Below are 22,639 nucleotides of genomic sequence, written 5' to 3'. Positions count from 1 at the left end.
ACCCCATGGCCCTTTCCGTGCCGGCCATCATGAGGACGACGGCAGCGCGGCTTTCAGCGCTTTATCTTCTGCTTTTTGCGCTGTGCGCTGTGCTGCTGGTCTTGTACATGACCTCGCTCTCGGCGCGCATGCTGACTGCCCAGACGCAGGAGACGATCAACGACGAGGTACTCGGCCTTGCCCGCGCCTATCAGCGCGGCGGCCTGCCGGTGCTGGTCCGCGTCGTCGAGCAGCGCTCCCGCCAGCCCGGCGCCAATCTCTATCTGATCGCCGATGCCAACGGCCAGATCCTGACCGGCAACGTGCAGAGCCTGGAGCCGGGCGTGATCGAGGCCGAGGGCTGGACCACCGAACCGTTCTCCTACCGCCGCTTCGGCGAGGGCGAGCTCGAGCGGCAGCGCAACCCGGTCTCCGACCCGAACGAGCCCGCCCAGAGCGAAGTACAGGCCGAAGGCGAGAAGGGCCATAATGCCATCGCCCTGGTGCTGCGCCTGCCCAACCAGATGATCATGCTGGTTGGCCGCGACCTCGGCGAGCCGGAGCGCTTCCGCGCCGTCATTCGCCGCGCCTTGATGCTGGCGCTCGGCATGATGGGCGTCGGCGGGCTGCTGATCTGGTTCTTCGTCGGGCGCGCGGCGCTGAAGCGCATCGACAGCGTGTCGGAGGCGAGCCGCCGCATCATGGGCGGCGATCTTTCCGGCCGGCTGCCGGTCACCGGCGCCGGCGACGAGTTCGACCGGCTGTCGGAAAACCTCAATTCCATGCTGGCCAGGATCGCCACGTTGAACGAGGGGCTGAAGCAGGTCTCCGACAACATCGCCCACGACCTGAAAACGCCGCTGACCAGGCTGCGCAATCGCGCCGAAGCGACGCTTTCCGGCAAGCACAACACCAGCGACTACCGACAGGCGCTGGAAGGAACGATCGCCGAATCCGATCAGCTGATAAAGACCTTCAACGCCATCCTGATGATCTCACGGCTGGAGGCCGGCTATTCCTCCGAAAGCACCACCAGGGTCGACCTAGCCGCTGCCGTGCACGACGTCGTCGAACTCTACGAGCCTGTGGCGGAAGAGGCGGGTGTGACGCTCGAAACCTCGGTACAGGGTGCCTTCGCCGTCAACGGCAATCGCGAGCTGATCGGCCAGGCGCTGTCCAATATCGTCGACAACGCGATCAAATATTCGACCGACTCGACCTCCAGGCCTACGGTTCGCGTGACGCTGGAGCGTATCGATGGCGAGATCAGGCTTGCTGTTTCCGACAACGGCCAGGGCATTCCCGACGATGTCGACCGCGCCAGAGTGACCGAGCGTTTCGTGCGGCTGGAAAAGAGCCGCTCGCAGCCGGGTTCCGGCCTTGGCTTGAGCCTCGCCAAGGCGATCATGACGTTCCACAATGGACGGCTTGAGCTTCTGCCCGGCAATCCCGGATTGTCCGTCGTCATGAGTTTTCCCGGGCGGGAGGATCGCTGATGGTGGCGAGGATGGTAGCGCGACGCCGCGAGACGGACTGGCTTTTGAAGCCGGCGGTAAAGCTCGTTCCGCTGGATGCAAGCCGCGCCAGGCAGGAATTGGCGGAGATCGCCGACGCCGCGCGGCAGGAAGAACTGCCGCGACTGGCGAAATTTCTCGCCGGCAAGGGGGTCGTCCAGGATTTCCTCGCCGCCGTTTTCGACCTGTCGCCGTTCCTGCGCGATACCGCGCGCCGCCGGCCGCGAATCCTCGATGCGCTTTTTGACGAGACCATCGAGGCGCGGCTGTCATCGATCGGCGCCGCGGTCGACAAGGCAGCGCGCGCAGAGGCCGTCTCCGAAGGCAGCCTGATGATGGAGCTGCGCCGATGCAAGGCGGAGGCGCATTTCCTGATCGCCTTGGCCGATCTCGCCGGCGAGGCCGAGACTTCGCTGACGGTGCGGCGACTGAGCGACCTTGCCGACGCCTGCACGCGTGCAGCCGTCGATTTCCTGCTCCGCGACGCGCATGAGCAAGGCAAGCTCAGTTTGCCGGATCCGAAAAATCCGGCGCAACGCTCGGGCTGGATCCTGCTCGGCATGGGCAAGCTCGGTGCGCATGAGCTGAACTTCTCCTCCGACATCGACCTCGTCGTCTTCTTCGACCCCGATGCGCCTGCCGTCGTCGATCCGCTCGATGCCACCGAGCTGTTTTCGCGCCTGACCCGCCGGCTGGTCCGCATTCTCCAGGACCGCACCGAGCACGGTTACGTCTTCCGCACCGATCTCAGGCTTCGTCCCGACCCCGGCTCGACGCCGCTGGCGATCCCGGTCGAGGCGGCGCTGCGCTACTATGAGGCGCGCGGCCAGAACTGGGAGCGCGCCGCCATGATCAAGGCGCGCCCGGTGGCTGGCGATCTTGCCGCCGGCGCCGCGTTCCTGAAGGAACTGCAGCCCTATATCTGGCGCAAATACATGGACTATGCGGCGATCGCCGACGTCCATTCGATCAAGCGCCAGATCCACGCCCACAAGGGCCATGGCGAGGTCGCGGTCAAGGGCCACAACGTCAAGCTCGGCCGCGGCGGCATCCGCGAGATCGAGTTCTTCGTCCAGACCCAGCAGCTCATCGCCGGCGGTCGCTTTCCCGAACTGCGCGGCCGCGAGACCGTGCCGATGCTTGGCGAACTCTCCGCGCGTGGCTGGATCACTGCCGATGCGCGCGATGCGCTCACCAGGCAATACTGGTTCCTGCGCCGCGTCGAGCACGCCATCCAGATGGTTGCCGACCAGCAGACGCACATCCTGCCGGAGGACGAAGAGGGGCTGGAGCGCGTCGCCCGCATGCTGGGCTTTGCCGATGCGGCAGGCTTTGCCGAAGCGTTTCGCGCGGCCCTGCACCAGGTCGAGCGCCACTATGCAGCGCTGTTCGAAACCGCGCCGGAGCTTTCGGCAGGCATCGGCAATCTGGTCTTTACCGGCGACGTCGACGATCCCGACACCTTGCAGACCCTGAAGCGGCTCGGCTTCCAGCGGCCGAGCGACATCTGCCGGGTTATCCGCGGCTGGCACTTCGGCCGGTATCGCGTCACCCGGTCGGCGGAAGCGCGCGAGCGGCTGACCGAACTGACGCCGGCGCTGCTGCAAGCCTTCGGCCAGACGCGGCGGGCGGACGAGGCAGTGATCCGCTTCGACGAATTCCTTGCCGGCCTGCCTGCCGGCATCCAGCTGTTTTCCCTGCTGCAGTCGAACCCGGCTTTGCTGAAGCTGATGGCGACGATCATGGGCGCGGCACCGCGGCTGGCCGCCATCATCACGCGCCGGCCACATGTCTTCGACGGCCTGCTCGATCCGGCGCTGCTCAGTGAACTGCCCAACCGTGCCTATCTGTCGGCGCGTCTTGCCGCCTTCCTCGAAGGCGACAGGGCCTATGAGGACGTGCTCGACCGACTGCGCATCTTTGCTTCGGAGCAAAAGTTCCTGATCGGCGTCAGGCTGCTTGCCGGGTCGATCGATCCGCCGCGCGCCGGCCGCGCTTTTTCCGATCTCGCCGATCTGACTATCGAAGCGGCATTGCAGGCGGTGATGACCGAATTCGCGCTGCGTCATGGCTATATTGCCGGCGGCAGGGTCGCACTGCTCGGCATGGGCAAGCTCGGCAGCCGCGAACTGACGGCAGGTTCCGACGTCGACCTCATCCTGCTCTACGATCACGACGCCGATGCCGAGGAGTCCGACGGCGACAAGCCGCTTGCCCCGTCGCATTACTACAGCCGGCTGACGCAGCGGCTGATCGCCGCCGTTTCCGCGCCGACCGCCGAGGGCGTGCTCTACGAGCTCGACCTTCGCCTTCGGCCGTCCGGCAACAAGGGGCCGGTGGCCACGCATGTCGACGCCTTCAAGAAGTATCAGCGCCAGGACGCCTGGACATGGGAGCACATGGCGCTGGCGCGAGCCCGCGCGATCGGCGGCGATGCCGAGCTCTGCCGCGAGGTCGAAGGGGAAGTTGCCGCAGTGCTCGCTCTGCCGCGCGATCCAGTCAAGGTGATGGCCGAGGCATCCGAGATGCGCGCCATGGTCGACAAGGAGAAGCCGCCGCGCGATACCTGGGACATCAAGCTGATCCCGGGCGGCCTCATCGATCTCGAATTCATCGCCCAGTTTGCGGTGATTACCGGAAAGATCGAGGCAGGCCGCAGGGCCACCGGCACGGCTGACATCCTGTCGCGCCTGGCGCCGGATTTCGCCAGCGCCCAGGTCAGGCAGGAACTGGTGGATGCCTATTCGCTCTATCTGGCGCTGACCCAGATAATACGGCTTTGCCTTACCGGCGCGTTCGAACGCGACGACGTTCCGCCAGGGCTTTCGGATCTGCTTCTGGCGGTCACCGACCTGCCGGATTTCGGTGTGCTTGAAGCGCACCTCAAGGAGACGTCGCAGAAGGTCAGAAAGGATTTTGACCTTTTGCTTCGTGCGAAACAACCGTGACGGCAATCGGCCGAACGGGCGAGAGCATCGGAGCCAAAAGTGGCGACCTGCTTTGGGAGCTTCCGATGCTCAAACAAGGAGATAGAGCGGGGATTGAAGATCTGCCGCTCTAGCATCGGGGGTGACGATGCAACAGGAGAAGACCATGAGAAAGACGACCAGACTTGCACTCGTTTTCGCAGCCCTGGCCGGCGCCGTCGGCACCGCTGCCTATGCAGACGAGCACTCCGGCGCCGGGCCGCGCGAGGGCATGATGATGCGCCTCGGTAAGGTCATGAAGGACAATGACGGCACCATCACCTTCGACCAGTTCTCCGACGCCATGAACGCGCGGCTGAAGAAGATGGTCGCCGACAATGGCGGCAAGCTGACCGTGGCACAGCTCGCCGACGCGCTGGAGAAGGCACGCTTCGAGCAGATGGCCAGGCGCATCATCGCCCGCTACGACACCAAGGGCGACGGCACGCTGACCGCCGACGACATCACCAGCCGCCAGAAGAAGGTGTTCGCCATGCTCGACCGCGACAATGACGGCAAGATCGAGAAGAACGAACTGCCGAAGGGTCCCGGCCGTCACCACCAATGGGGCGGCGACGGCAATGACGGCATGCAGTGAGAATTAATAACCTCTCCGGCGGCGCGAGCCGCCGGAGACTTATTTTGTCGTTTCAGGCAGCGGCCTTGACCGCCTGCGTGGCTTTCTTGATCGGGATGCGTACCGAGACGATCGTGCCGACGCTTTCGGTCGAGCGGATCTTCAACGCGCCACCCTGAAGCTCGGCCAGCGAGCGCGAGATGGCGAGGCCGAGGCCGGAGCCGGCATGGCTCTTGGAGAACTGGTTTTGCACCTGTTCGAACGGCCGCCCGAGCTTGCTCAGCGCCGCCTTCGGGATGCCGCAGCCATTGTCCTCGATCGTCAGGATCAGCGCGCTGGAAATGCTGCGGGCCCTGACCGAGATGTGGCCGCCTTGCCCGGTGAACTTCACGGCATTCGATAACAAATTGATGAGGATCTGCTTGATCGCCCTGCGGTCGGCGAACAGCGTCAGCGAATCGGCGATGCGGGTTTCGACGGTGATCGATTTTTCCGCCGCCTGCAGCGAAACGACGCGAACCGTTTCCCTGATCAGCGGGCAGAGATCGATTTGTTCCTGATCCAGCGCGAACTGGCCGGCCTCGATCTTCGACATGTCGAGGATATCGTTGATGACGCCGAGAAGATATTTGCCGCTGCCGTTGATGTCGGTGGCATACTCTTCGTAGCGCGGCGAACCCAGCGGCCCGAACAGGCCCCGTTCCATCAGTTCCGAAAAGCCGATGATCGCGTTGAGCGGCGTGCGCAACTCGTGCGACATATTGGCCAGGAATTCAGATTTGGCCCGGTTCGCCGCTTCCGCCCGCTCGGTTTCCTTCATGTATTTGCGATTGAGCTCGACGAGTTCGCGGGCCCGTTCTTCTTCCGCCCGACGGGCAAGGCTGAGGTCGTGAATCGTTGCCATCAAACGGCGCTCGCTGTCGACCAGCTTCTCCTGGTGCAGCTTGATCTGGGTGATGTCGGAGCCGACCGAGACGGTGCCGCCGTCCCTTGTCCGCAATTCGTTCACCTGAAGCCAGCGGCCGTCGGCAAGCTGGCGCTCGAAGGTCACGCCCCCCTGCGGTCCGTTGGTATTGGCAAGCCGCCGCTCCGAGGCGAACGCCAACATGCGTTCATCCAGCACGGCGCGCGGGGCGCCCGGCATCACGTCGCGATCCGACAGGCCGTTATCCTGCTGGTATTTGGAATTGCACATGATCAGGCGCTCGGACGAATCCCACAGCACGAAGGATTCGTTGATGTTTTCGATGGCTGTCCTCAGGCGCAGGTCCGCGGCTTCGGAGCGCAGCGCCAGGTGCCGCTGCTCGGTGACGTCGACGGCGATGCCGATCAGCTGGATCTCCGGGGCTTCCGGGTCGATAACCTGTGCTCTTGCCCGCATCCAGACCCATTGCCCGTCAGCATGACGCATCCGGAACACCTGGTCGATGTGGTCGATCTCGCGCCCGACGATCCTGTTGGCGAGTTCAAACAAATCGCCGTCCTCGGGATGGATGATTTCGTCGACTTCGCCGAACGACAGCATCGTGTCGCAAGGCTCGTAGCCCAGCATGTCGTACATCGAGCGCGACCAGTACATCTTGCCGCGCACCATGTCCCAGTCCCACAGGCCGCAGCGGCCGCGCACCAGCGCCATGTCGATGCGCTGGTGGGCTTCGAGATAGATGCGGTCGGCGGCCTGGGCGCGCGCCGCCTGGCCGAAATAGGCGTAGAGGATGATGATCAGCACGCCGGCCGTCAGCACAAACAGCGTGACGTTGAGCGAGACCGTCTTGCGCCAGGTGTCAAAAACTGCCTCCTGCGGCACAAAGGCTGCCGCGGCACCCCTTCGGCCATTCGCCAGGCTCACCGCCGCGTACCAGTCCTGTCCGCCGATGCTGACCTCCATCACCCCGGCGCGGTCGCCGAACATGAACAGCGGCTGCCCGCCCTGCACGACGCCATCGAGCGATCGCCCCTCCCAGTGCGTCGACTGCGGCGATACGGCAATGATCTTGAAGGCGCTGTCGGTGATCGCCAGTACGTGGCTTCGGCCCATCGCGCCCTGACGGCCGGTTCCCTCCAGCAGGTCCTGGATCGCGCCGGGCGTCGAAACCATGGTCGCGTCGGCAGCGATCGAACTGGCCAGTTGGCCCGCGGCCAGCGCAAGGATCGCCTTGGCGTCGCGCTCGATCTCGTCGCGCTCGTTCATCAGCGACAGAAAGCGCAATACTGCAATGATCAACAGAAAGATGATGATGAGGGCCGGTATCGATCGCCGCAACAGCGGCTCGGCTGCCAGCAGCCGTCGGTAGGCAGGTTCGGCGATGAGCCGCGTATTGCCGGCGAGACCGTCGCTTCGCGCCTCGCGTCGTTCAAAAGCCGTCCCACCGGGCGCGCCCCACGCGTCCGCCTTCGCCATAAATGGCACTCCCCGATTTTCAATCTGCTTGACGATCCGGCAACGCCGCACTTCCGAATCGTCTGTAAAGAATCAAAGGTGATTCGCCTTGTCCAGAGGCGCGGCGAAAAAAGATTAAAAATCGACTAAAATAATGCGGTTTTCGGGCGAGACGCCATTGTGGTGGTGAGCCGGCGCGTTGTCAGGCCAGCGTGCGCTCGACGATGTCTCGCAAATCGGCCGACAGCTTCTCGGCATTGGCGATCGAAAGCAGCGCCTCCCTTGCCTTGGCCTGCCGCACCGGTTCGAGCGACCGCCAAGACCTGAGCGCCGTCGCCAGCCTGGCGGCCACCTGCGGGTTGCGCTTTTCCACCTGCAGCACCGTTTCGACGAAAAGCCGGTAGCCCTCGCCGTCGGCGCTATGGAAGCCGGTCTGGTTGGCGCTGGAAAACGTACCGATGAGTGAGCGCACCCGGTTCGGGTTGGCCATCGAGAACGTCGGGTGGCCGGTCAAAGCGCGCACCGCATCGACGGTTTGCGGGCCGGGCACACTGGCCTGGATCTGGAACCATTTGTCCATGACCAGCGCATCGGTTGCATATCTCGCCTCGAAATCGGCCAGCGCCTTGGTCGCCTCCGGTGAGCCGTGGTGACGGTGCGCAAGCACGGTCAACGCCGCGGCCCGGTCGGTCATGTTGGTCGCCGACTGGAAGTGCCGGGCAGCGAGTTCCGCGCCTCCCGGCAGCAAGCAGAGATAATCCAGCAGGACATTGCGCAGTGCACGCCGCCCGGCACTGGTCGCATCCGGGCTGAACGGACCATTGTCGGCGAGCCGATCGTAAAGTTTGGAGAATATCTCGCTGTTGGTCTCGGCGATCGCAACCACTAGCGCCTCGCGCGCCGCGAAAATGGCGTCGGGGTCGATGTTCTTGCCAATGTCGCGGGCGATATCGGCCTCGCCGGGCAGCGCCAGCGCCAATGCCCGATAGGCGGGTTCGAGTGCTTCGTCGCCGGCTATCTTGCCCGCAAGCTCGGTCAGCCGGGCGCTGAACTCGGGTTGCCTGTGGTCCAGGATCTGACGGAAGGCTGCAATCAGGGCATCGGTCAAAAGCGTGTTGAACGCCTGCCAGCGCGAGAAGGCGTCGCTGTCATGGCCAGCCAGAAAAAACTGGTCGTCGGGCCGTTGCTCGACCGAAAGCGTCACCGGCGCCGAAAAGCCACGGTTGAGCGACATGGCCGGACGCTCGGCAATCCCGGAAAACCTGACGACATGGCGACGTTTGCGGATATGGATGACACTGTCCTCGACGTTCGCCCCTTCGACGCCGCTATGCGCTATCGCCTCGCCACCGGCGCCAACCAGGCCGAAGGCAAGCGGAATGTGCATCAGCCGCTTGCGGCTTTCCGCCGGTGTTGGCGGCACCGACTGCTCGATTTCGAGCGTGAATTCTCGCGCCGCCGGATTATATGCTGAACTGACGGTCAGGTTCGGCGTACCGGCCTGATGGTACCACAGCGAAAACTGCGACAGGTCGCGACCGGAGACGTCTTCGAACACCTTGATGAAGTCTTCGATCGTCGCCGCCTGGCCGTCGTGACGTTCGAAGTACAGGTCCATGCCGGCGCGGAACGTCTCGGCGCCGAGGATGGTATGGATCATGCGCACGACTTCCGAGCCCTTTTCGTAGACCGTCGCCGTGTAGAAATTGTTGATCTCGCGGTAGCGGCGCGGCCGCACGGGATGCGCCAGCGGCCCCTGGTCCTCGGGAAACTGATGGGCGCGCAGCGTACGCACCTCGGCGATGCGCTTGACGGCGCGCGAGCGCTGATCGGCGGAGAATTCGTGGTCGCGGAAAACGGTCAGGCCTTCCTTCAGGCAAAGCTGGAACCAGTCGCGGCAAGTGATTCTGTTACCTGTCCAATTGTGGAAATACTCATGGGCAATGATGGCTTCGATGTTGGCGAAATCGGCGTCCGTCGCGGTTTCCTGGTCGGCCAGCACATACTTGTCGTTGAAGATGTTGAGACCCTTGTTCTCCATCGCGCCCATATTGAAGTCGGATACGGCGACGATGTTGAAGACATCGAGGTCGTATTCGCGGCCGAACGCCTCCTCGTCCCATTTCATCGAGCGTTTCAAGGCATCCATGGCGTAGCCGGCGAGCCTCTCCTTGCCCGGTTCGACATAGATTCCGAGCTCGACGTTGCGGCCAGACAGGGTAACGAAACTGTCCGAGATCTTGCCGAGGTCGCCCGCCACCAGCGCAAACAAATAGGACGGCTTGGGGAACGGGTCGTGCCAGACCGCATAGTGCCTGCCGCCGGCAAGTTCGCCGCTGCCGGCCGGGTTGCCGTTGGACAAAAGCAGCGGCGCCTCACGGCGCTGAGCTTCGATGCGCACCGTATAGACCGACAGGATGTCGGGGCGGTCGAGGAAATAAGTGATGCGGCGAAAGCCTTCGGCCTCGCACTGCGTGCAATAGACGTCGCTGGAGCGATAGAGGCCCATAAGCGCTTCGTTCCGCGCCGGCGCCAGCACGGTTTCGATTCTCAGTTGGAAGCGCCTTGCCGCAGGGGGGCTGACGATTGTCAGTTGATCGGGCGTGGCGAGAAAATCCGCAGGGCTCGTTTCCTGGCCGTCGATGGCGATGCTGCTGAGCGTCAGCCCGTCGCCATCGAGCACCAGCGGCACTGATGCCGCAATCCCGTCGCGGCGTTCGACCGCCAGCACGGCGGTGACATGCGTTGCTTCAGGTGAAAGGCGGAAAGTCAGGCTGGTTTCCGGAATGAGATAATCGCTGGGGCGATAGTCTTCGAGCTTGAAGACCTGGCCGGTATCGGTGCGCATTCCTTGATTTTTCCTGTCGATCCGGGAGTGGCGGGCGGGTCCGCTGGTCCAAATAAATTGAAGTCTGCGCTCTTTACACGAAACACTCCCTCGACAAAACTGCAGCGACGTCTATTTCAGGCGATCATTTCCCAAGCATCATCGCGAGGCTTCCATGACCGTCGTCACGCCGAAATTCGGGATGGGCGCCTCGGTGCTGCGTCGCGAGGCCTTCAAGGGCGCCGGGGAGGCGAGTACGATCGGGTCGACGCGTGCCGCGCTCAATGAGGTGACCGACGCTCTCTATAGCGCCTACGGCATCAGACATATCGACATGCCCGCAACGCCGGCGCGCATCTTGGCGGCGATCCAGGAAGCAAAAGGGGCGTGACAGCCGAACGGGACTTGCCAGTGCTTGCTGCCGGCGACCACGCCGGCGAACACAGCACGCTAACCGGGATCGTGCTCAAGATCGTATCGGTGGCGGTCTTCGTCGGCATGTCGTCCTGCATCAAGGCGGCAGGCACGGTGCCGGCGGGCCAGATCGTCTTTTTCCGCTCCTTCTTTGCCATCTTTCCGATCATCGCCTTCCTCGCCTTCCAGGGGAAACTCGGCACCGCCTTTTCGACAAAGCGCCCGCTCAACCACATTGCGCGCGGTGTTGTCGGGGTTTGCGCCATGGGGCTCGGCTTCTTCGCGCTGACGCGGCTGCCGCTGCCCGAGGCGATTACGCTGAACTACGCGCAGCCGCTGCTGGTCGTGGTGTTCAGTTCGATCTTCCTCGGCGAAGCCATCCGCATCTATCGCTGGAGCGCGGTTGCCGTCGGCCTGGTCGGGGTGCTGATCATCTCGTGGCCGGAACTGACGCTGCTGGGCTCGGGCGCTGCCCTTGGCGACCAGGAGGTGCTCGGCGTCATCGCCGCCCTCATGGCCGCGGCGATCTCGGCCATCGCCATGCTCCTGGTGCGCAACCTCGTCCAGAGCGGGCGGACGGCGACCATCGTGCTGTGGTTCTCTGTGACGGCGAGCGTCATGGCGCTGCTTTCGCTGCCATTCGGCTGGCAGGCGCTGACGCCAGTGCAGGCGGGGCTTCTGATTGCCGCGGGTTTTTGCGGCGGGCTCGGCCAGATCCTGATGACCTCGGCCTATCGCCATGCCGAAGCTTCGGTCGTGGCACCGTTCGAATACACCTCGATGATCCTCGGCGTCGTGGTCGGCTATCTGGTCTTTGGCGACGTCGCCACGATCAACATGCTGGTCGGCGGCATTATCGTCGTCGCAGCGGGCATTTTCATTATCTGGCGTGAGCGCCAGCTCGGCCTCGAACGCACCCGCACGCGCAAGGCGATCGCGCCACAGGGGTGATCAGCCTTTCGCCGCGTCGGCCCGCCCTTTCGCCAGCCGCACCAGCACCGCCCGCGTCTGCTCGTCGGCCGGGAAAAAGGATTCGATCGCCAGCTCCGACAACGTCACGTCGAGCGGCGTGCCGAATACGGTGATGGTGCTGATGAACGACAGCATCGCGTCGCCATGGGCAAGCTTGAGCGGATGGACAATCGCATTCGGTTCGACCGGCGCCGGCCGGCTGCCTTTGAGGCCGGACGGATAGGCCCGAAGCTCGCGCTCGAGCTCGACCAGCACCGGATCGGCGGTAGCATCGTTCTGCTGCTTCAGCCGCTCCAGAAGATGCGTCCGCCATTCCGCAAGGTTGACGATGCGCGGCGCGATGCCGCCGGGATGCAGGCTGAGGCGCAGCACGTTGACCGGCGGCGTCAGCAATGAGGCATCGGCGACATTGGCGAGGAACGGGCCTATGGCGGCGTTCGCCGACACCAGGTTCCAGTGCCGGTCGACGGCAAGCGCCGGGAACGGCTCGTGCGCCTTGAGCACGGTCTCGACCGCCGCCATCGCCGGCGCCATCGAGGCATCGTCAAGCGGCCGCTCACTGAAGCTCGGGGCAAAGCCGGCGGCCAGCAGCAGCTGGTTGCGCTGCCTGAGCGGGATCGAAAGCTGCTCGGCCAGATGCAGCACCATATCGCGCGAGGGTGCGGCGCGGCCGCTTTCGACGAAGCTCAGATGCCGCTGCGAGATCTCGGCCTCCATGGCGAGGTCGAGCTGGCTCATGCGCCGGCGTGTACGCCATTCGCGAATGAGACTGCCGGCGGAAATCTGGACTGCTGTCATGACGAGATGACTAGGCCGGTGGGAGAGGGATTTCAATTACCTGGGAAGTCATCGGCACTGTCTTTCCCTTCTCCACCACAGAGAGAAGGAAGAGGCGCGCGAACCTCAACTCAGCGCCCGCAACTTCGCCTTCACTTCGAGGAAATCCCGCCACGCCAGCTTCTTGTGCGCCGGCGTCCTCAGGAGATAGGCCGGATGCAGGGTCGGCATGGCGGGAATTGCGACGCCGGATGGGGTCGTGTGGACGCGCCAGTTGCCGCGCAGCCGCAATATGCCTTCGGAGGTGTCGAGCAGGGTCTTTGCCGACGGGCCGCCGAGATTGACCAGCACTTTCGGAGCAACCAACTCGATCTGCCGTTCGATGAACGGCCGGCATATCTCGGTCTCGTGCGGCGTCGGCGTGCGATTGCCCGGTGGCCGCCAGGGAATGACATTGGCGATGTAGACTGAATTTCGATCAAGACCGATCGCGGCCAGGATGTGGTCGAGCAGCCGGCCAGAGCGGCCGACGAACGGCAGGCCCTCTATGTCCTCGTCGCGGCCCGGCGCTTCGCCGACCAGCATCACCTCGGCAGTCGGATTGCCGTCGGCGAACACCAGGTTCTTGGCCGTGAATTTGAGATTGCAGCCGTCGAATGCCGCCATGTGCTGGCGAAGCTCGTCGAGGTTTGCCGCCGACCTCGCCAGTTGGCGCGCCAACGCCGCCTGCGCCTCGTCGGGCACCGTTGCGGTGGCCGGAGGCGTTCGCACTACCGGTGCCGTATTCGGTCTCTCGCCCATTTCGGCGCGCGACACGCTCGTCGAGCGTTGCGGCGCCGCATTTTCACCGGCCGGCAGAGCGGCCGCCGCGGGTACCCGCTCCGGCGGCCTGGCTTCTGCAAACCTGTTTACCGGCTGTTCTTCAAGTGCCTCATCGACGCCAGCGCTGGCGTAGAAGGCCAGCAGCTCGGCGAGATCGGCTCGGTTATTGTGGGGGGCGGCAGTCATGGTTTCACATTCGGCCGCGGAGCTTGAATTTGCAAGTTCAGCTCGACGGTATGCGCGGATCCTGCACCAGATAGAACGTCCAGCGCGGCGTGTAGTCGGTGATCAGGAAATAGAAGCTGGCGGTCTTCAGCGGGTCGATCTTGCCGTTCTTGAACAGCAGGCGGTCATACGGTTCGAAATTGCGGTCGAAATCGGCGTAGCTGCTCGACCAGATATTTTCGGGCGTTTTGTTGCGCTGGTCGAACGACAGGCCGTCGCCGAACACGCTCGGCTGGTCGAGGATCTCCTGGAGTTCGAACTGGAACTCGACCCAGGCCTGGCCGCTATTGTTGAGCACGTCGATGCGCATGTACATCAGCCCATTGGCGAAGTCTCCAGCCTTGCCGAACGGCTGGATCGGCTTCGTCGTGCGAATGGCCAGCGTTACCGGCGTCGCTGAATTCAGCTCTTCGGTGATGACGAGCGGATCCTCCTTCGTGCCGACGCCCGAAGCCCCGGTGATGCGGAAGCCGCCGCGCTCGTCGGAAAAGGAGTAGGCGCCGGTCGCCCAGACCAGTCGTGGGTCGGCGCGGGCATCGACGGCCGCCAGCGGCAGAAGCGCCAAGAACGCCGCACGGCAAATCCGGCCGGGCGTGAAAAAAAAGCGCGTCGATGAAAAGCCAGCCGGCCCGAATATGCGCATGGCGGGAAGTATGGCCGATAAGCAAGCCGTCGAACAATTAAAAACATCAGTGCGACATATCTCTACAAACGGAATAGGATTGAAGATTGGTGCTCGCCACCGCGAATCTGTGCGGCAGGACGCGACTTTTTGACGAAATCGGTATTGTCACGTCCGCGCCGGTTTCCCGTCGCTATTTGATGCGCTATGCAGCGCGTGAGCCAGCAAGATGCCGGGAATAGCGAGCCAGTGAGGGGTCGATGAGCGATATCGAACGCGAAAGCATGGAATTCGACGTGGTCATCGTCGGCGCCGGCCCGGCCGGCCTCGCCGCCGCGATCCGTCTCAAGCAGGTCAATCCCGAGCTTTCCGTCGTCGTGCTGGAAAAGGGCGGCGAAGTCGGCGCGCACATCCTGTCCGGCGCCGTCGTCGATCCGATCGGCATCGACCGGCTGTTGCCGGGTTGGCGCGAAGAGGAGGGTCATCCCTTCAGGACACCGGTCACCGACGACCATTTCTTGGTTCTCGGCCCCGCCGGTTCGTTCCGTCTGCCCAATATCCTGATGCCGCCGCTGATGAACAATCACGGCAACTATGTCGTCTCGCTCGGCAATGTCTGCCGCTGGCTGGCGACAAAGGCCGAGGCGCTGGGCGTCGAGATCTATCCGGGCTTTGCCGCGGTCGGCCTGCTCTACAACGAGGCCGGTGCGGTCACCGGCGTCGTCACCGGCGACATGGGCGTCGAGAAGGACGGCACGCACGGCCCGGGCTTTGCGCCGGGCATGGCGCTGATGGGCAAATATGTCTTGATCGGCGAGGGCGCGCGCGGCTCGCTAGCCAAGCAGCTGATCGCCAAATACCATCTTTCCAATGGCCGCGAGCCCGGAAAATACGGCATCGGCCTCAAGGAACTCTGGCAGGTCAAACCGGAAAACCACCGGCCGGGCCTTGTCCAGCATTCCTTCGGCTGGCCGCTCGACATGAAGACCGGCGGCGGCTCCTTTCTCTACCATCTCGAGGACAACCAGGTGGCAGTCGGCTTCGTCGTTCACCTGAACTACAAGAACCCCTATCTGTCGCCCTTTGACGAGTTCCAGCGCTTCAAGACCCATCCGGCGATCCGCGGCACCTTCGAGGGTGCCAAGCGGCTGGGCTATGGTGCCCGCGCCATCACCGAAGGCGGCTGGCAGTCGGTGCCGAAACTGTCCTTCCCCGGTGGTGCGCTGATCGGCTGCGCGGCCGGCTTCGTCAACGTGCCGCGCATCAAGGGCTCGCACAACGCCGTGCTTTCAGGAGTGCTGGCGGCCGAGCATGTCTGCGATGCGATAGCCGCCGGCCGGGCCAATGACGAGCTGGCCTCCTACGAGGCCGCCTGGCGCGCCACCGACATCGGCAAGGATCTGAAGAAAGTGCGCAACGTCAAGCCGCTATGGTCGCGCTTCGGCACCATTGTCGGCGTCGGCCTTGGCGGGCTCGACATGTGGCTGAACACGCTGTTCGGCTTCTCGCCCTTCGGCACGATGAAGCACGGCAAGGCTGACTACGCCACGCTGGAACCGGCCGCCGCGCACCAGAAGATCGCCTACCCGAAGCCGGACGGGGTGCTGACCTTCGACCGGCTGTCGTCGGTGTTCCTGTCCAACACCAACCACGAGGAAAACGAGCCGGTCCATCTGCTCGTCGCCGACATGGACCTGCAGAAGCGCTCCGAACATGACGTCTATGCCGGGCCCTCGACGCGTTACTGCCCGGCTAGCGTCTACGAATGGGTCGACAAGGACGGCAATGCCGCCGCCGATCCTGCGGCCAAGGATGTGCGCTTCGTCATCAACGCGCAGAACTGTGTGCACTGCAAGACTTGCGATATCAAGGACCCGAACCAGAACATAAATTGGGTGCCGCCACAGGGCGGCGAGGGCCCGGTCTACCAGAACATGTAAGTCACAAGGTTTGCTCCGGACCAAACAAGATGAGGAGCAGCGCAACCATAGGATTGTTGAATAGACCGCCTGCCTGTGTTTCCTTTCTGTGACGACAGGGAGGAAGGAAAATGCGTCTGGCAGTTCTGACGAGCGCTGTGGCGATCGGGGCGTTGTGCACCCCTTTAGCCTTGGCCGACACTAAAGTATTGGTCAAGACACGAACTTATAACATTGCCGGAACCACCGGCGCGGCCCTGATCGAGGCCATGGATCGCAGTGGGCCGAAGCACGGCTTCATGACCCACGCCATCGCGCAGACCGGCTACAGCGTCGATGATTGGACCTTCGACGCCTATACGGAAAACGGCGTCTGCCGCCTGCGCCAGGCCAACGGGACGCTCAATCTCTTCTATACCTATCCCAAACTAGCCTCAGCCACGTCGCCGGCACTGCAGAAGCGGTGGAAGCGGTTCTTCGCTGGCGTCCGCGCCCATGAAGAGACCCATGGCCGCATCGCCAGACAGATGATGCGGGCCACCGAAAAGTCGGTTCGAGGGTTGACAGTCGGTGATGACCCGCACTGTTTCGAGGCACGTCGCGAGGCAAAGCGCCGGATCAATGCCATCTATGCCGAATATGAAGCAAAGCAGAAGGCCTTCGATGCGCGCGAGCATCGCGACGGCGGCCCCGTCGAGCACCTCATCCGCGCTTTTGTGGGCCAATAATAAGCCAGGGTAGAGATTGGACTGCGGATTTTCAGCTTCGGGCCCCGCCAGGCAGCGCCGCAAATGCGGTCGCCGTCTGGTGCTCGTCGAGCGGCTCTTGTCCACCCGAGCGCAGCGAAAATTCCACCAGCACCGGCAGATGGTCTGAGCCGGTGTCCCCAAGGGTCGACGCCGAACGGATGGCGATAGCGCCCTTGCTGAAAACCTGGTCGATCGGCAGTCCGGCGAAGCGCAGGAAATCCGGCAGCTTTCTGTAGAGCCAGGTCGGCCCGACCGATGGCATTACAGTCAGCTTGCCAAGCGATGCGACGCGCCGGACAGCGGCGCTCCATGGCGCTGCGTTGCAGTCGCCCGCCAGGATCGACGTCTCGCCAAGCGAGACGATTTCGTTCGACAGTCCGTCAATCTGCCGTGATTGGTTGTGCGGCCATGGCCAGGTGAGGTGGATGGCGGCGACATCGACGTCGGTTCCGCCGAAATCGACCGTAGCGATTGCCATCGCGCCGCGGCTGTCGCAGTGCGGCTCTGTGCCCGCGGCAAACGGTCGTCTGGACAGCAGCGCAACGCCGAACACGCCATTGGGATACGGGCAGAGGATCCGGTAGGGATAAGCGCCGGACAGCAGCCCAAGCTTTGCCTTCCACATTTCGGACACCTCATCGAGGGTGATCACATCAGGCTGGGTCCGGCCGATCAGCGACAGCACCTTCTCAGGCGTTGGATTGTTGAACCTGAGGTTCATCTGCAGCAGGCGGTAGACCGCCTCGCCGCCGGGCCTAGCGTCGTAGGCGGCCTGCACCTGCCATAGCCGCGAAAGCGGCAAGGCATTCGACGTGGTGGCAAAGGCGGCCACCGCAAACAGCAATCCGGCGGCGGCCTGCAGGCGAAACGAGGTGGCGAGCAGCGGCAGCGCGCAAAGCGCCATCAAGACGGCAAAATGAACGCGGAAATGAGCAAAAGAATCGAAGGCCGGATGCAGCGATCCGAAGAACCCGGCCACCAGCGCGACCGAGAGTGCAAGCATTGCGACGAACGCCAGCGCAACCGTCATGTCTCGAACACGTGCCATCGCTTTGTCTATCGGCAGAAATGCGGTTCAATCAAGATGACGAAACGTCCTGCCGTGGACCGACACACGCGATCGGCAGCTACTGGAAGGCAGTTTCCGAAAAGCTCCTGAGCTTGCGCGAATGCAGCCGCTCCATCGGCATGTCGGCCAGCTTCTCCATCGCCCTGATGCCGATGGTCAAATGCTGCGCCACTTGCCGCTTGTAGAATTCGGTCGCCATGCCAGGCAGCTTCAATTCGCCATGCAGGGGCTTGTCGGAGACGCAAAGCAGCGTGCCATAGGGCACCCGGAAGCGAAAGCCGTTGGCGGCGATCGTCGCCGATTCCATATCGAGCGCGATCGCCCGCGACTGCGACAGCCGCTGCACCGGCCCGCGCTGGTCGCGCAACTCCCAATTGCGGTTGTCGATGGTGGCGACGGTGCCGGTGCGCATGATGCGCTTGAGGTCGTAGCCGGAAAGCCCGGTGACCTCGGCGACCGCTTCCTGCAGCGCCACCTGGATTTCAGCCAACGGCGGAATCGGCACCCAGACCGGAAGGTCGTCGTCGAGGACATGGTCTTCCCGTACATACGCATGCGCCAGCACATAATCCCCCAGCGCCTGCGTGTTGCGCAGACCGGCGCAATGGCCGAGCATCACCCAGGCATGCGGCCGGAGCACCGCGATATGGTCGGTGATCGTCTTGGCGTTGGAAGGGCCAACGCCAATATTGACCATGGTGATGCCGCCATGGTTCGGCTTCTTCAGATGATAGGCCGGCATCTGCGGCAGGCGAGGCGGCGCGGCACCCTCACCGGGCGCGCTGTCCCCGACTTTGGTCACAATATTGCCCGGCTCGACGAACTCGACGTATCCGTCACCGCCATTGGCCATCAAATCGCGTGCACGGGCGACGAATTCGTCGATATAGAACTGGTAATTGGTGAACAGCACGAAGTTCTGGAAATGCTGGGGACTGGTCGCGGTGTAATGCGACATCCGATGCAGCGAATAGTCGATCCGTTGCGCGGTGAACGGTGCCAGCGGCCGTGCCTCGCCCAATGCCACTTCGAACGTGCCGTTGGCGATCTGGTCGTCGGTGCCGTCGAGATCCGGCACGTCGAACAGGTCACGGATCGGCCGTTTAATGCGCTCGGCAGCAGTGCCGTCGACATGCGTGCCTTCGAGAAAGGCGAAATGCAGCGGGATGGGAGTGGTCGATTCCGAAACCGTGACCGGAACGCCGTGGTTGCGCATGATCAGCCGAAGCTGTTCGGTGAGATAGCTTTCGAAAAGGGCAGGCTGGGTGACGGTGGTCGAGAAATGCCCCGGCGTCGGCATGTGGCCATAGGCCTGCCGCGAGTCGATCTGGGTGAACGAACTCGTGGTGACGCCGATCTCCGGATAGAAGGCCCGGTAGCGTTTGTTGTTGTCGCCGCCCGCGGCGAGCGCGGCAAATGAATCGCGCAGGAACTTGGTATTGCGGTCGTAAAGCACCTGCAGGGCGGCGACCGCCTTCTTGGCGTCGTTGAAGCTCTGTCGGCCAAACGGCTCCGGCGTGACGACCGATTCAATGGCTTGGGGATAGATTCGCTTTTCCATGACCCAATATAGAGAGTTGGGCGCGCGGTTGGGAGGGGGTAAGGCGGTCTCAGAACGCTGTTGGGCGTTTTCTTTCCTGCGATTCAACCGCGCCGCAGGCTGACCAGCAGCACAAAGCCGAGACCGGACTTCCTCAGCGCAGGCGCCTCGATGGTCGAACCGGCATCGGCGCGCATCGTCGGTACGGCCAGAATCGGGGCCGCCAGAAGCATTAGGATGAGCGCCGTCCGCGGCAGAAGCCGAAGGGTCTTGAGGACGTTGGCGGTGAGGTGGGTCATGGCGTGGTTTTCTAGATTCTCGCTGTCGGGTTCAGTGGCGAAGCTGGTTCGGGCAACCGAGCCGGCAGGAAATGGCGACGTCCCAGGCGCGGGCCGGACGGCCGGCTTCGGCGACAAGGACAGCGAACAACATGCCGAACAGGCTCATCAGCAGGCAGACGATGGTGAAGCGGCGGGCAAGCATTGCGCGGTGTCTCCTTCAACACGCATGACAATGCCTTGCCCCGGCTGAACCAGCTCTGATGCCGGCGTTCATCTGGGGTTCAAAATGGTTGATGATCTCTGGACGGGCCGCCTTGAAAGCAGCGACCGATGGCGACGCCGTGGCTGCGAGACCGATAACATGAAAACGGGGCCAACTGGCCCCGCTCATCCCGGCAGGAATGGCTCGATCAGAGCTTATGCCAGGTCTGGCTCTTGCAGATCAGCCCGCCGAGCACGCAGCCGCTCATCTTGAGCGAACTGCCGGAAAGCGACGCCTTGCCCGAATAGGTCTTGTCGGTTTCCGGGTCGGTTATCGTGCCGGCATATTTGTTGTCGCCGGCCACCTTCAGTGAACCGATGTTCTTGCCGGCAAATTTGCCGGATTTGAGCGTAATCGAAAATGCCCCGCCGCCACCCGAAATGGCGGCAGTCGATCCGGCTTGCGTTTTCCAATTGCCTTCGATCGGATCGGCCCATGCCGCGCCGGTCATCATTATTGCGGCCGCGAGGGCCAGGCTCACTTGTCGAAACATGTCTCTCCTCCCTCAGGCAAGTCAATCGGGCTCCGCCCCGGCCGTCTGCCCCTTACGCAAACGTAAGCTAGTCCAGCTCTCGGAAAAACAAAAGCGGTGCCGCGACGGAAGGGTTGCGGGTTTTTGCCCGCTCCCGAACGGCCGCGCCGGCGAAAAATGAAACGGGCCGCACACGTCTTTGTGTTCCGTGGTTAGCGGAGTCTTGATCCGCGCCTCGCAAGTTTTCTTCAAATTTTGTGCAAACCGGCGCGATTGCTGGCTTTGTATCCTTAACGAATTTTCGCGTTTACCTCTTGTTTTAGCTTTGTTTTCCTCAAATTAAGCACGCCATTTAACGACGGATTCAAGCCTCCGCGGCATTCTCGAAAGCATCGAAAGAGAGCCGCCCCGAAGGTAGTCAAGGACACCGAGGGACAGACGGAGACACCTCTCGGGAGCCAGAACAGGGGATTTGAAATGGCACGTTTTGAAATGCTTGAAGCCGGCTTCGGCGCCATGGGGGCAACTGCCCAGGCCGATATTCTTTTCGAGTTGGGCATGATGTATGCGACCGGCCGCGATTGCGAGACCGATGTCGTCGCCGCCCACAAATGGTTCAATATCGCCGCGATCAAGGGTTCGGCCCGCGCCGCGGAACTGCGCTCTGAATTGTCGGCCGCCATGTCGAAGGTCGAGATCGCCAAGGCGCTCCGCGAAGCCCGCGAATGGATGACGATGCACTGAATTCGTCAACGTCGACTTCACGGGGTACTGAGTTCACGACAGGGACGCTTCGGGTCAAAGCCGCGCAGACGGTTAGGCCCGAAAAATCAAGGCCGCGCAAGACGGCTGGGCTAACAAGATCAAGAACACGGCAGCGAGCTGTGCAATAGACAGGGAAGGCGAGCGGTTCCTGGCGCCGATGCGTTGGGAAGCTCGATGGCAAAAGCCGCGACCGGCCGGAACAAGGCTGGCGCGGCTTTGTCTTTGGGACCGCGTGTTGCAGGCCCAATCGAGTGCCGACGATGCGCCTAGACAGCTCCGGTGAAGGATGAAATTCTCCCGCCACTCTGGAAGAGGCGCGGCCGGGACGGTCGCGCGAGAGTGGAGGAGTTGTGTCACCATGAAGAAATTCAGTATTTTGAGCGCCGCCATATTTGGCCTGATGATGACCGCGCCGGTCGCCTTCGCCGACGACATCACCTTTTCGGTGGTCGGACCGATGACCGGTCAGCTTGCCACCATCGGCGACCAGTTCAAGCAGGGCGCGCAAGCCGCCACCGACGCGATCAACGCGGCGGGCGGCGTCGACGGCCGCCAGATCAAGCTCGACATCGAGGATGACCAGTGCGATCCGAAGCAGGCAGTTTCGGTCGCGAACCGCATCATCGCCAATGGTGTCAAGTTCATCGATGGCCATGCCTGCTCGGGCTCCAGCATCCCGGCCTCCGCTGTCTACGCCGAAGCCGGTGCGCTGATGATGAGTCCGGCTTCCTCGAACCCGGTGCTGACCGACGCAGCGGCGAAGGCCGGCTGGCCGACGATCATGCGCCTCTATACGCGCGACGATGCGCAGGGCGCTTTCATCGGTCCATGGATCGCCAAGAAATATGCCGGCAAGAACGTCGTCATCATGCACGACAAGAGCGCCTATGGGCAGGGTGTGGCCGATGCCGTCAAGGCAACGATGAACCAGAACGGTCTCAAGGAGATCCTCTACGAGGGCATCAACGCCGGCGAGAAGGACTACTCCGCGCTTGTTACCAAGCTCAAGGAGCTGAAAACTGATGTCGTCTATTTCGGCGGCTATCATCCCGAAGCGGGCCTCATCCTGCGCCAGTCGGCGGAGCAGAACCTCAAGTTCCAGCTGATCATGCCGGACTCGATCGCTTCGCCGGAATTCTGGCAGGTTGCCGGTCCGGCCGGTGAAGGCACCATGTTCGTCTTCCCATCGGATCCGCAGGCGAAGCCCGAAGCCAAGGAAGCCATCGCCAAGATCAAGGCCGGCGGCTTCGTGCCGGAGGGCTTCACGCTGTTTTCCTATGCGGTGATCCAGGCCTTCGCCGAAGGCATCAAGCGCGCCGGCAGCGACGACCCGGCCAAGGTCGCTGAAGCGTTGAAGAACGGCCAGCCGATCAGCACGGTTGTCGGTCCGGTCACCTTCGACGAGAAAGGCGACCTCAAGAACGCCAGCTACGACATCAACCAGTGGCACGACGGCAAATACGCCCCGATCCAGCCGTAATGGCCGCGGCGCCGCAAGCTGCGCTGG

The 22,639-nt window shown here is 63.1% G+C and carries 20 protein-coding genes; 10 read left to right on the top strand and 10 right to left on the bottom strand.

Features of this window, described 5'->3' with window-relative positions; genetic code table 11:
• The first annotated feature begins 5 nt into the window (after positions 1 to 5).
• The 3 genes from NKH63_RS23775 to NKH63_RS23765 all read left to right on the top strand — a co-directional run bounded on the left by NKH63_RS23775 (position 6) and on the right by NKH63_RS23765 (position 5,057).
• Positions 6 to 1,475 (top strand): sensor histidine kinase, encoded by a 1,470-nt coding sequence (locus NKH63_RS23775; protein WP_352481892.1) that lies wholly within the window; start codon positions 6 to 8, stop codon positions 1,473 to 1,475.
• Complete coding sequence (locus tag NKH63_RS23770; RefSeq protein ID WP_352918898.1) at positions 1,475 to 4,441, top strand: bifunctional [glutamine synthetase] adenylyltransferase/[glutamine synthetase]-adenylyl-L-tyrosine phosphorylase; 2,967 nt, start codon at positions 1,475 to 1,477, stop codon at positions 4,439 to 4,441. Before NKH63_RS23775 ends, NKH63_RS23770 begins: the two co-directional genes overlap by 1 nt.
• 145 nt (positions 4,442 to 4,586) lie before the next feature.
• Positions 4,587 to 5,057: an EF-hand domain-containing protein gene (locus NKH63_RS23765; protein WP_352481890.1), complete on the top strand. Its 471-nt coding sequence runs from the start codon at positions 4,587 to 4,589 to the stop codon at positions 5,055 to 5,057.
• Between the two features lie 52 nt (positions 5,058 to 5,109).
• Here the strand turns inward: NKH63_RS23765 and NKH63_RS23760 are convergent, their stop codons facing one another.
• A complete protein-coding gene (locus NKH63_RS23760; RefSeq protein ID WP_023718378.1) occupies positions 5,110 to 7,437 on the bottom strand; it encodes a PAS domain-containing sensor histidine kinase in 2,328 nt (775 codons plus the stop codon).
• 181 nt (positions 7,438 to 7,618) lie between these two features.
• Positions 7,619 to 10,264 carry an aminopeptidase N gene (gene pepN, locus NKH63_RS23755; protein WP_352481888.1) on the bottom strand — a complete coding sequence of 882 codons (2,646 nt, stop codon included), beginning with the start codon at positions 10,262 to 10,264 and terminating at the stop codon, positions 7,619 to 7,621.
• A gap of 154 nt (positions 10,265 to 10,418) precedes the next feature.
• Here pepN and NKH63_RS23750 point away from each other — a divergent pair, with 154 nt between their 5' ends.
• Together NKH63_RS23750 and NKH63_RS23745 are read left to right on the top strand one after the other, a co-directional pair.
• Positions 10,419 to 10,634, top strand: a complete 216-nt coding sequence (locus NKH63_RS23750; protein ID WP_023718376.1) for a hypothetical protein — start codon at positions 10,419 to 10,421, stop codon at positions 10,632 to 10,634.
• Positions 10,631 to 11,608: a DMT family transporter gene (locus NKH63_RS23745; protein ID WP_502896355.1), complete on the top strand. Its 978-nt coding sequence runs from the start codon at positions 10,631 to 10,633 to the stop codon at positions 11,606 to 11,608. The genes NKH63_RS23750 and NKH63_RS23745 overlap by 4 nt, the downstream gene beginning before the upstream one ends.
• On the opposite strand, the gene NKH63_RS23740 is transcribed toward NKH63_RS23745, so the two are convergent.
• The 3 genes from NKH63_RS23740 to NKH63_RS23730 form a co-directional block, all read right to left on the bottom strand.
• Positions 11,609 to 12,427, bottom strand: a complete 819-nt coding sequence (locus tag NKH63_RS23740) for a helix-turn-helix domain-containing protein (protein WP_352481886.1) — start codon at positions 12,425 to 12,427, stop codon at positions 11,609 to 11,611.
• Positions 12,428 to 12,532: 105 nt separating this feature from the next.
• The gene (locus tag NKH63_RS23735; RefSeq protein ID WP_352481884.1) at positions 12,533 to 13,414 is read right to left on the bottom strand and encodes a uracil-DNA glycosylase; all 882 of its coding nucleotides are present in this window, start codon (positions 13,412 to 13,414) and stop codon (positions 12,533 to 12,535) included.
• Positions 13,415 to 13,451: 37 nt separating this feature from the next.
• Entirely contained in the window at positions 13,452 to 14,096 is a 645-nt protein-coding gene (locus tag NKH63_RS23730; protein ID WP_023718372.1) for a hypothetical protein, read from the bottom strand.
• Between NKH63_RS23730 and NKH63_RS23725 the strand changes: the two genes are divergently transcribed.
• From NKH63_RS23725 to NKH63_RS23715, 3 genes are all read left to right on the top strand, one after another.
• Positions 14,047 to 14,229: a hypothetical protein gene (locus NKH63_RS23725; protein WP_198030476.1), complete on the top strand. Its 183-nt coding sequence runs from the start codon at positions 14,047 to 14,049 to the stop codon at positions 14,227 to 14,229. The genes NKH63_RS23730 and NKH63_RS23725 overlap by 50 nt on opposite strands.
• A 106-nt stretch (positions 14,230 to 14,335) precedes the next feature.
• The gene (locus NKH63_RS23720) at positions 14,336 to 16,015 is read left to right on the top strand and encodes an electron transfer flavoprotein-ubiquinone oxidoreductase (protein WP_352481882.1); all 1,680 of its coding nucleotides are present in this window, start codon (positions 14,336 to 14,338) and stop codon (positions 16,013 to 16,015) included.
• Positions 16,016 to 16,125: 110 nt separating this feature from the next.
• Positions 16,126 to 16,722, top strand: a complete 597-nt coding sequence (locus tag NKH63_RS23715; protein WP_352481881.1) for a DUF922 domain-containing protein — start codon at positions 16,126 to 16,128, stop codon at positions 16,720 to 16,722.
• A 31-nt stretch (positions 16,723 to 16,753) separates the two neighbouring features.
• On the opposite strand, the gene NKH63_RS23710 is transcribed toward NKH63_RS23715, so the two are convergent.
• The 5 genes from NKH63_RS23710 to NKH63_RS23690 form a co-directional block, all read right to left on the bottom strand.
• A complete protein-coding gene (locus tag NKH63_RS23710; protein ID WP_352481880.1) occupies positions 16,754 to 17,791 on the bottom strand; it encodes an endonuclease/exonuclease/phosphatase family protein in 1,038 nt (345 codons plus the stop codon).
• Positions 17,792 to 17,870: 79 nt separating this feature from the next.
• A complete protein-coding gene (locus NKH63_RS23705; RefSeq protein WP_352481879.1) occupies positions 17,871 to 19,373 on the bottom strand; it encodes an AMP nucleosidase in 1,503 nt (500 codons plus the stop codon).
• Between the two features lie 83 nt (positions 19,374 to 19,456).
• Entirely contained in the window at positions 19,457 to 19,651 is a 195-nt protein-coding gene (locus NKH63_RS23700) for a hypothetical protein (protein ID WP_352481878.1), read from the bottom strand.
• A 31-nt stretch (positions 19,652 to 19,682) separates the two neighbouring features.
• Positions 19,683 to 19,835 (bottom strand): hypothetical protein, encoded by a 153-nt coding sequence (locus NKH63_RS23695; RefSeq protein WP_023718367.1) that lies wholly within the window; start codon positions 19,833 to 19,835, stop codon positions 19,683 to 19,685.
• A gap of 208 nt (positions 19,836 to 20,043) precedes the next feature.
• A complete protein-coding gene (locus NKH63_RS23690; protein ID WP_023677801.1) occupies positions 20,044 to 20,388 on the bottom strand; it encodes a DUF2147 domain-containing protein in 345 nt (114 codons plus the stop codon).
• Between the two features lie 456 nt (positions 20,389 to 20,844).
• Between NKH63_RS23690 and NKH63_RS23685 the strand changes: the two genes are divergently transcribed.
• Together NKH63_RS23685 and NKH63_RS23680 are read left to right on the top strand one after the other, a co-directional pair.
• On the top strand, positions 20,845 to 21,111 hold the full coding sequence (locus tag NKH63_RS23685; RefSeq protein WP_010915070.1) for an SEL1-like repeat protein: 267 nt from the start codon (positions 20,845 to 20,847) through the stop codon (positions 21,109 to 21,111).
• Between the two features lie 379 nt (positions 21,112 to 21,490).
• Positions 21,491 to 22,612 (top strand): branched-chain amino acid ABC transporter substrate-binding protein, encoded by a 1,122-nt coding sequence (locus tag NKH63_RS23680; protein WP_352481876.1) that lies wholly within the window; start codon positions 21,491 to 21,493, stop codon positions 22,610 to 22,612.
• The last annotated feature ends 27 nt before the right edge of the window (positions 22,613 to 22,639 follow it).

The sequence above is a fragment of the Mesorhizobium sp. M0960 genome, assembly GCF_040319055.1.
GTDB lineage: Bacteria > Pseudomonadota > Alphaproteobacteria > Rhizobiales > Rhizobiaceae > Mesorhizobium.
Note: the sequence above shows the minus strand (reverse complement) of the source record. Positions and strands in the feature narration are given on the sequence as shown.

Coding starts and splice junctions, on each gene's coding strand:
- NKH63_RS23775 (WP_352481892.1), top strand. CDS start 6: ATGGCCCTTTCCGTGCCGGCCATCATGAGGACGACGGCAGCGCGGCTT.
- NKH63_RS23770 (WP_352918898.1), top strand. CDS start 1,475: ATGGTGGCGAGGATGGTAGCGCGACGCCGCGAGACGGACTGGCTTTTG.
- NKH63_RS23765 (WP_352481890.1), top strand. CDS start 4,587: ATGAGAAAGACGACCAGACTTGCACTCGTTTTCGCAGCCCTGGCCGGC.
- NKH63_RS23760 (WP_023718378.1), bottom strand. CDS start 7,437: ATGGCGAAGGCGGACGCGTGGGGCGCGCCCGGTGGGACGGCTTTTGAA.
- pepN (WP_352481888.1), bottom strand. CDS start 10,264: ATGCGCACCGATACCGGCCAGGTCTTCAAGCTCGAAGACTATCGCCCC.
- NKH63_RS23750 (WP_023718376.1), top strand. CDS start 10,419: ATGACCGTCGTCACGCCGAAATTCGGGATGGGCGCCTCGGTGCTGCGT.
- NKH63_RS23740 (WP_352481886.1), bottom strand. CDS start 12,427: ATGACAGCAGTCCAGATTTCCGCCGGCAGTCTCATTCGCGAATGGCGT.
- NKH63_RS23735 (WP_352481884.1), bottom strand. CDS start 13,414: ATGACTGCCGCCCCCCACAATAACCGAGCCGATCTCGCCGAGCTGCTG.
- NKH63_RS23730 (WP_023718372.1), bottom strand. CDS start 14,096: ATGCGCATATTCGGGCCGGCTGGCTTTTCATCGACGCGCTTTTTTTTC.
- NKH63_RS23720 (WP_352481882.1), top strand. CDS start 14,336: ATGAGCGATATCGAACGCGAAAGCATGGAATTCGACGTGGTCATCGTC.
- NKH63_RS23715 (WP_352481881.1), top strand. CDS start 16,126: ATGCGTCTGGCAGTTCTGACGAGCGCTGTGGCGATCGGGGCGTTGTGC.
- NKH63_RS23710 (WP_352481880.1), bottom strand. CDS start 17,791: ATGGCACGTGTTCGAGACATGACGGTTGCGCTGGCGTTCGTCGCAATG.
- NKH63_RS23705 (WP_352481879.1), bottom strand. CDS start 19,373: ATGGAAAAGCGAATCTATCCCCAAGCCATTGAATCGGTCGTCACGCCG.
- NKH63_RS23700 (WP_352481878.1), bottom strand. CDS start 19,651: ATGACCCACCTCACCGCCAACGTCCTCAAGACCCTTCGGCTTCTGCCG.
- NKH63_RS23695 (WP_023718367.1), bottom strand. CDS start 19,835: ATGCTTGCCCGCCGCTTCACCATCGTCTGCCTGCTGATGAGCCTGTTC.
- NKH63_RS23690 (WP_023677801.1), bottom strand. CDS start 20,388: ATGTTTCGACAAGTGAGCCTGGCCCTCGCGGCCGCAATAATGATGACC.
- NKH63_RS23685 (WP_010915070.1), top strand. CDS start 20,845: ATGGCACGTTTTGAAATGCTTGAAGCCGGCTTCGGCGCCATGGGGGCA.
- NKH63_RS23680 (WP_352481876.1), top strand. CDS start 21,491: ATGAAGAAATTCAGTATTTTGAGCGCCGCCATATTTGGCCTGATGATG.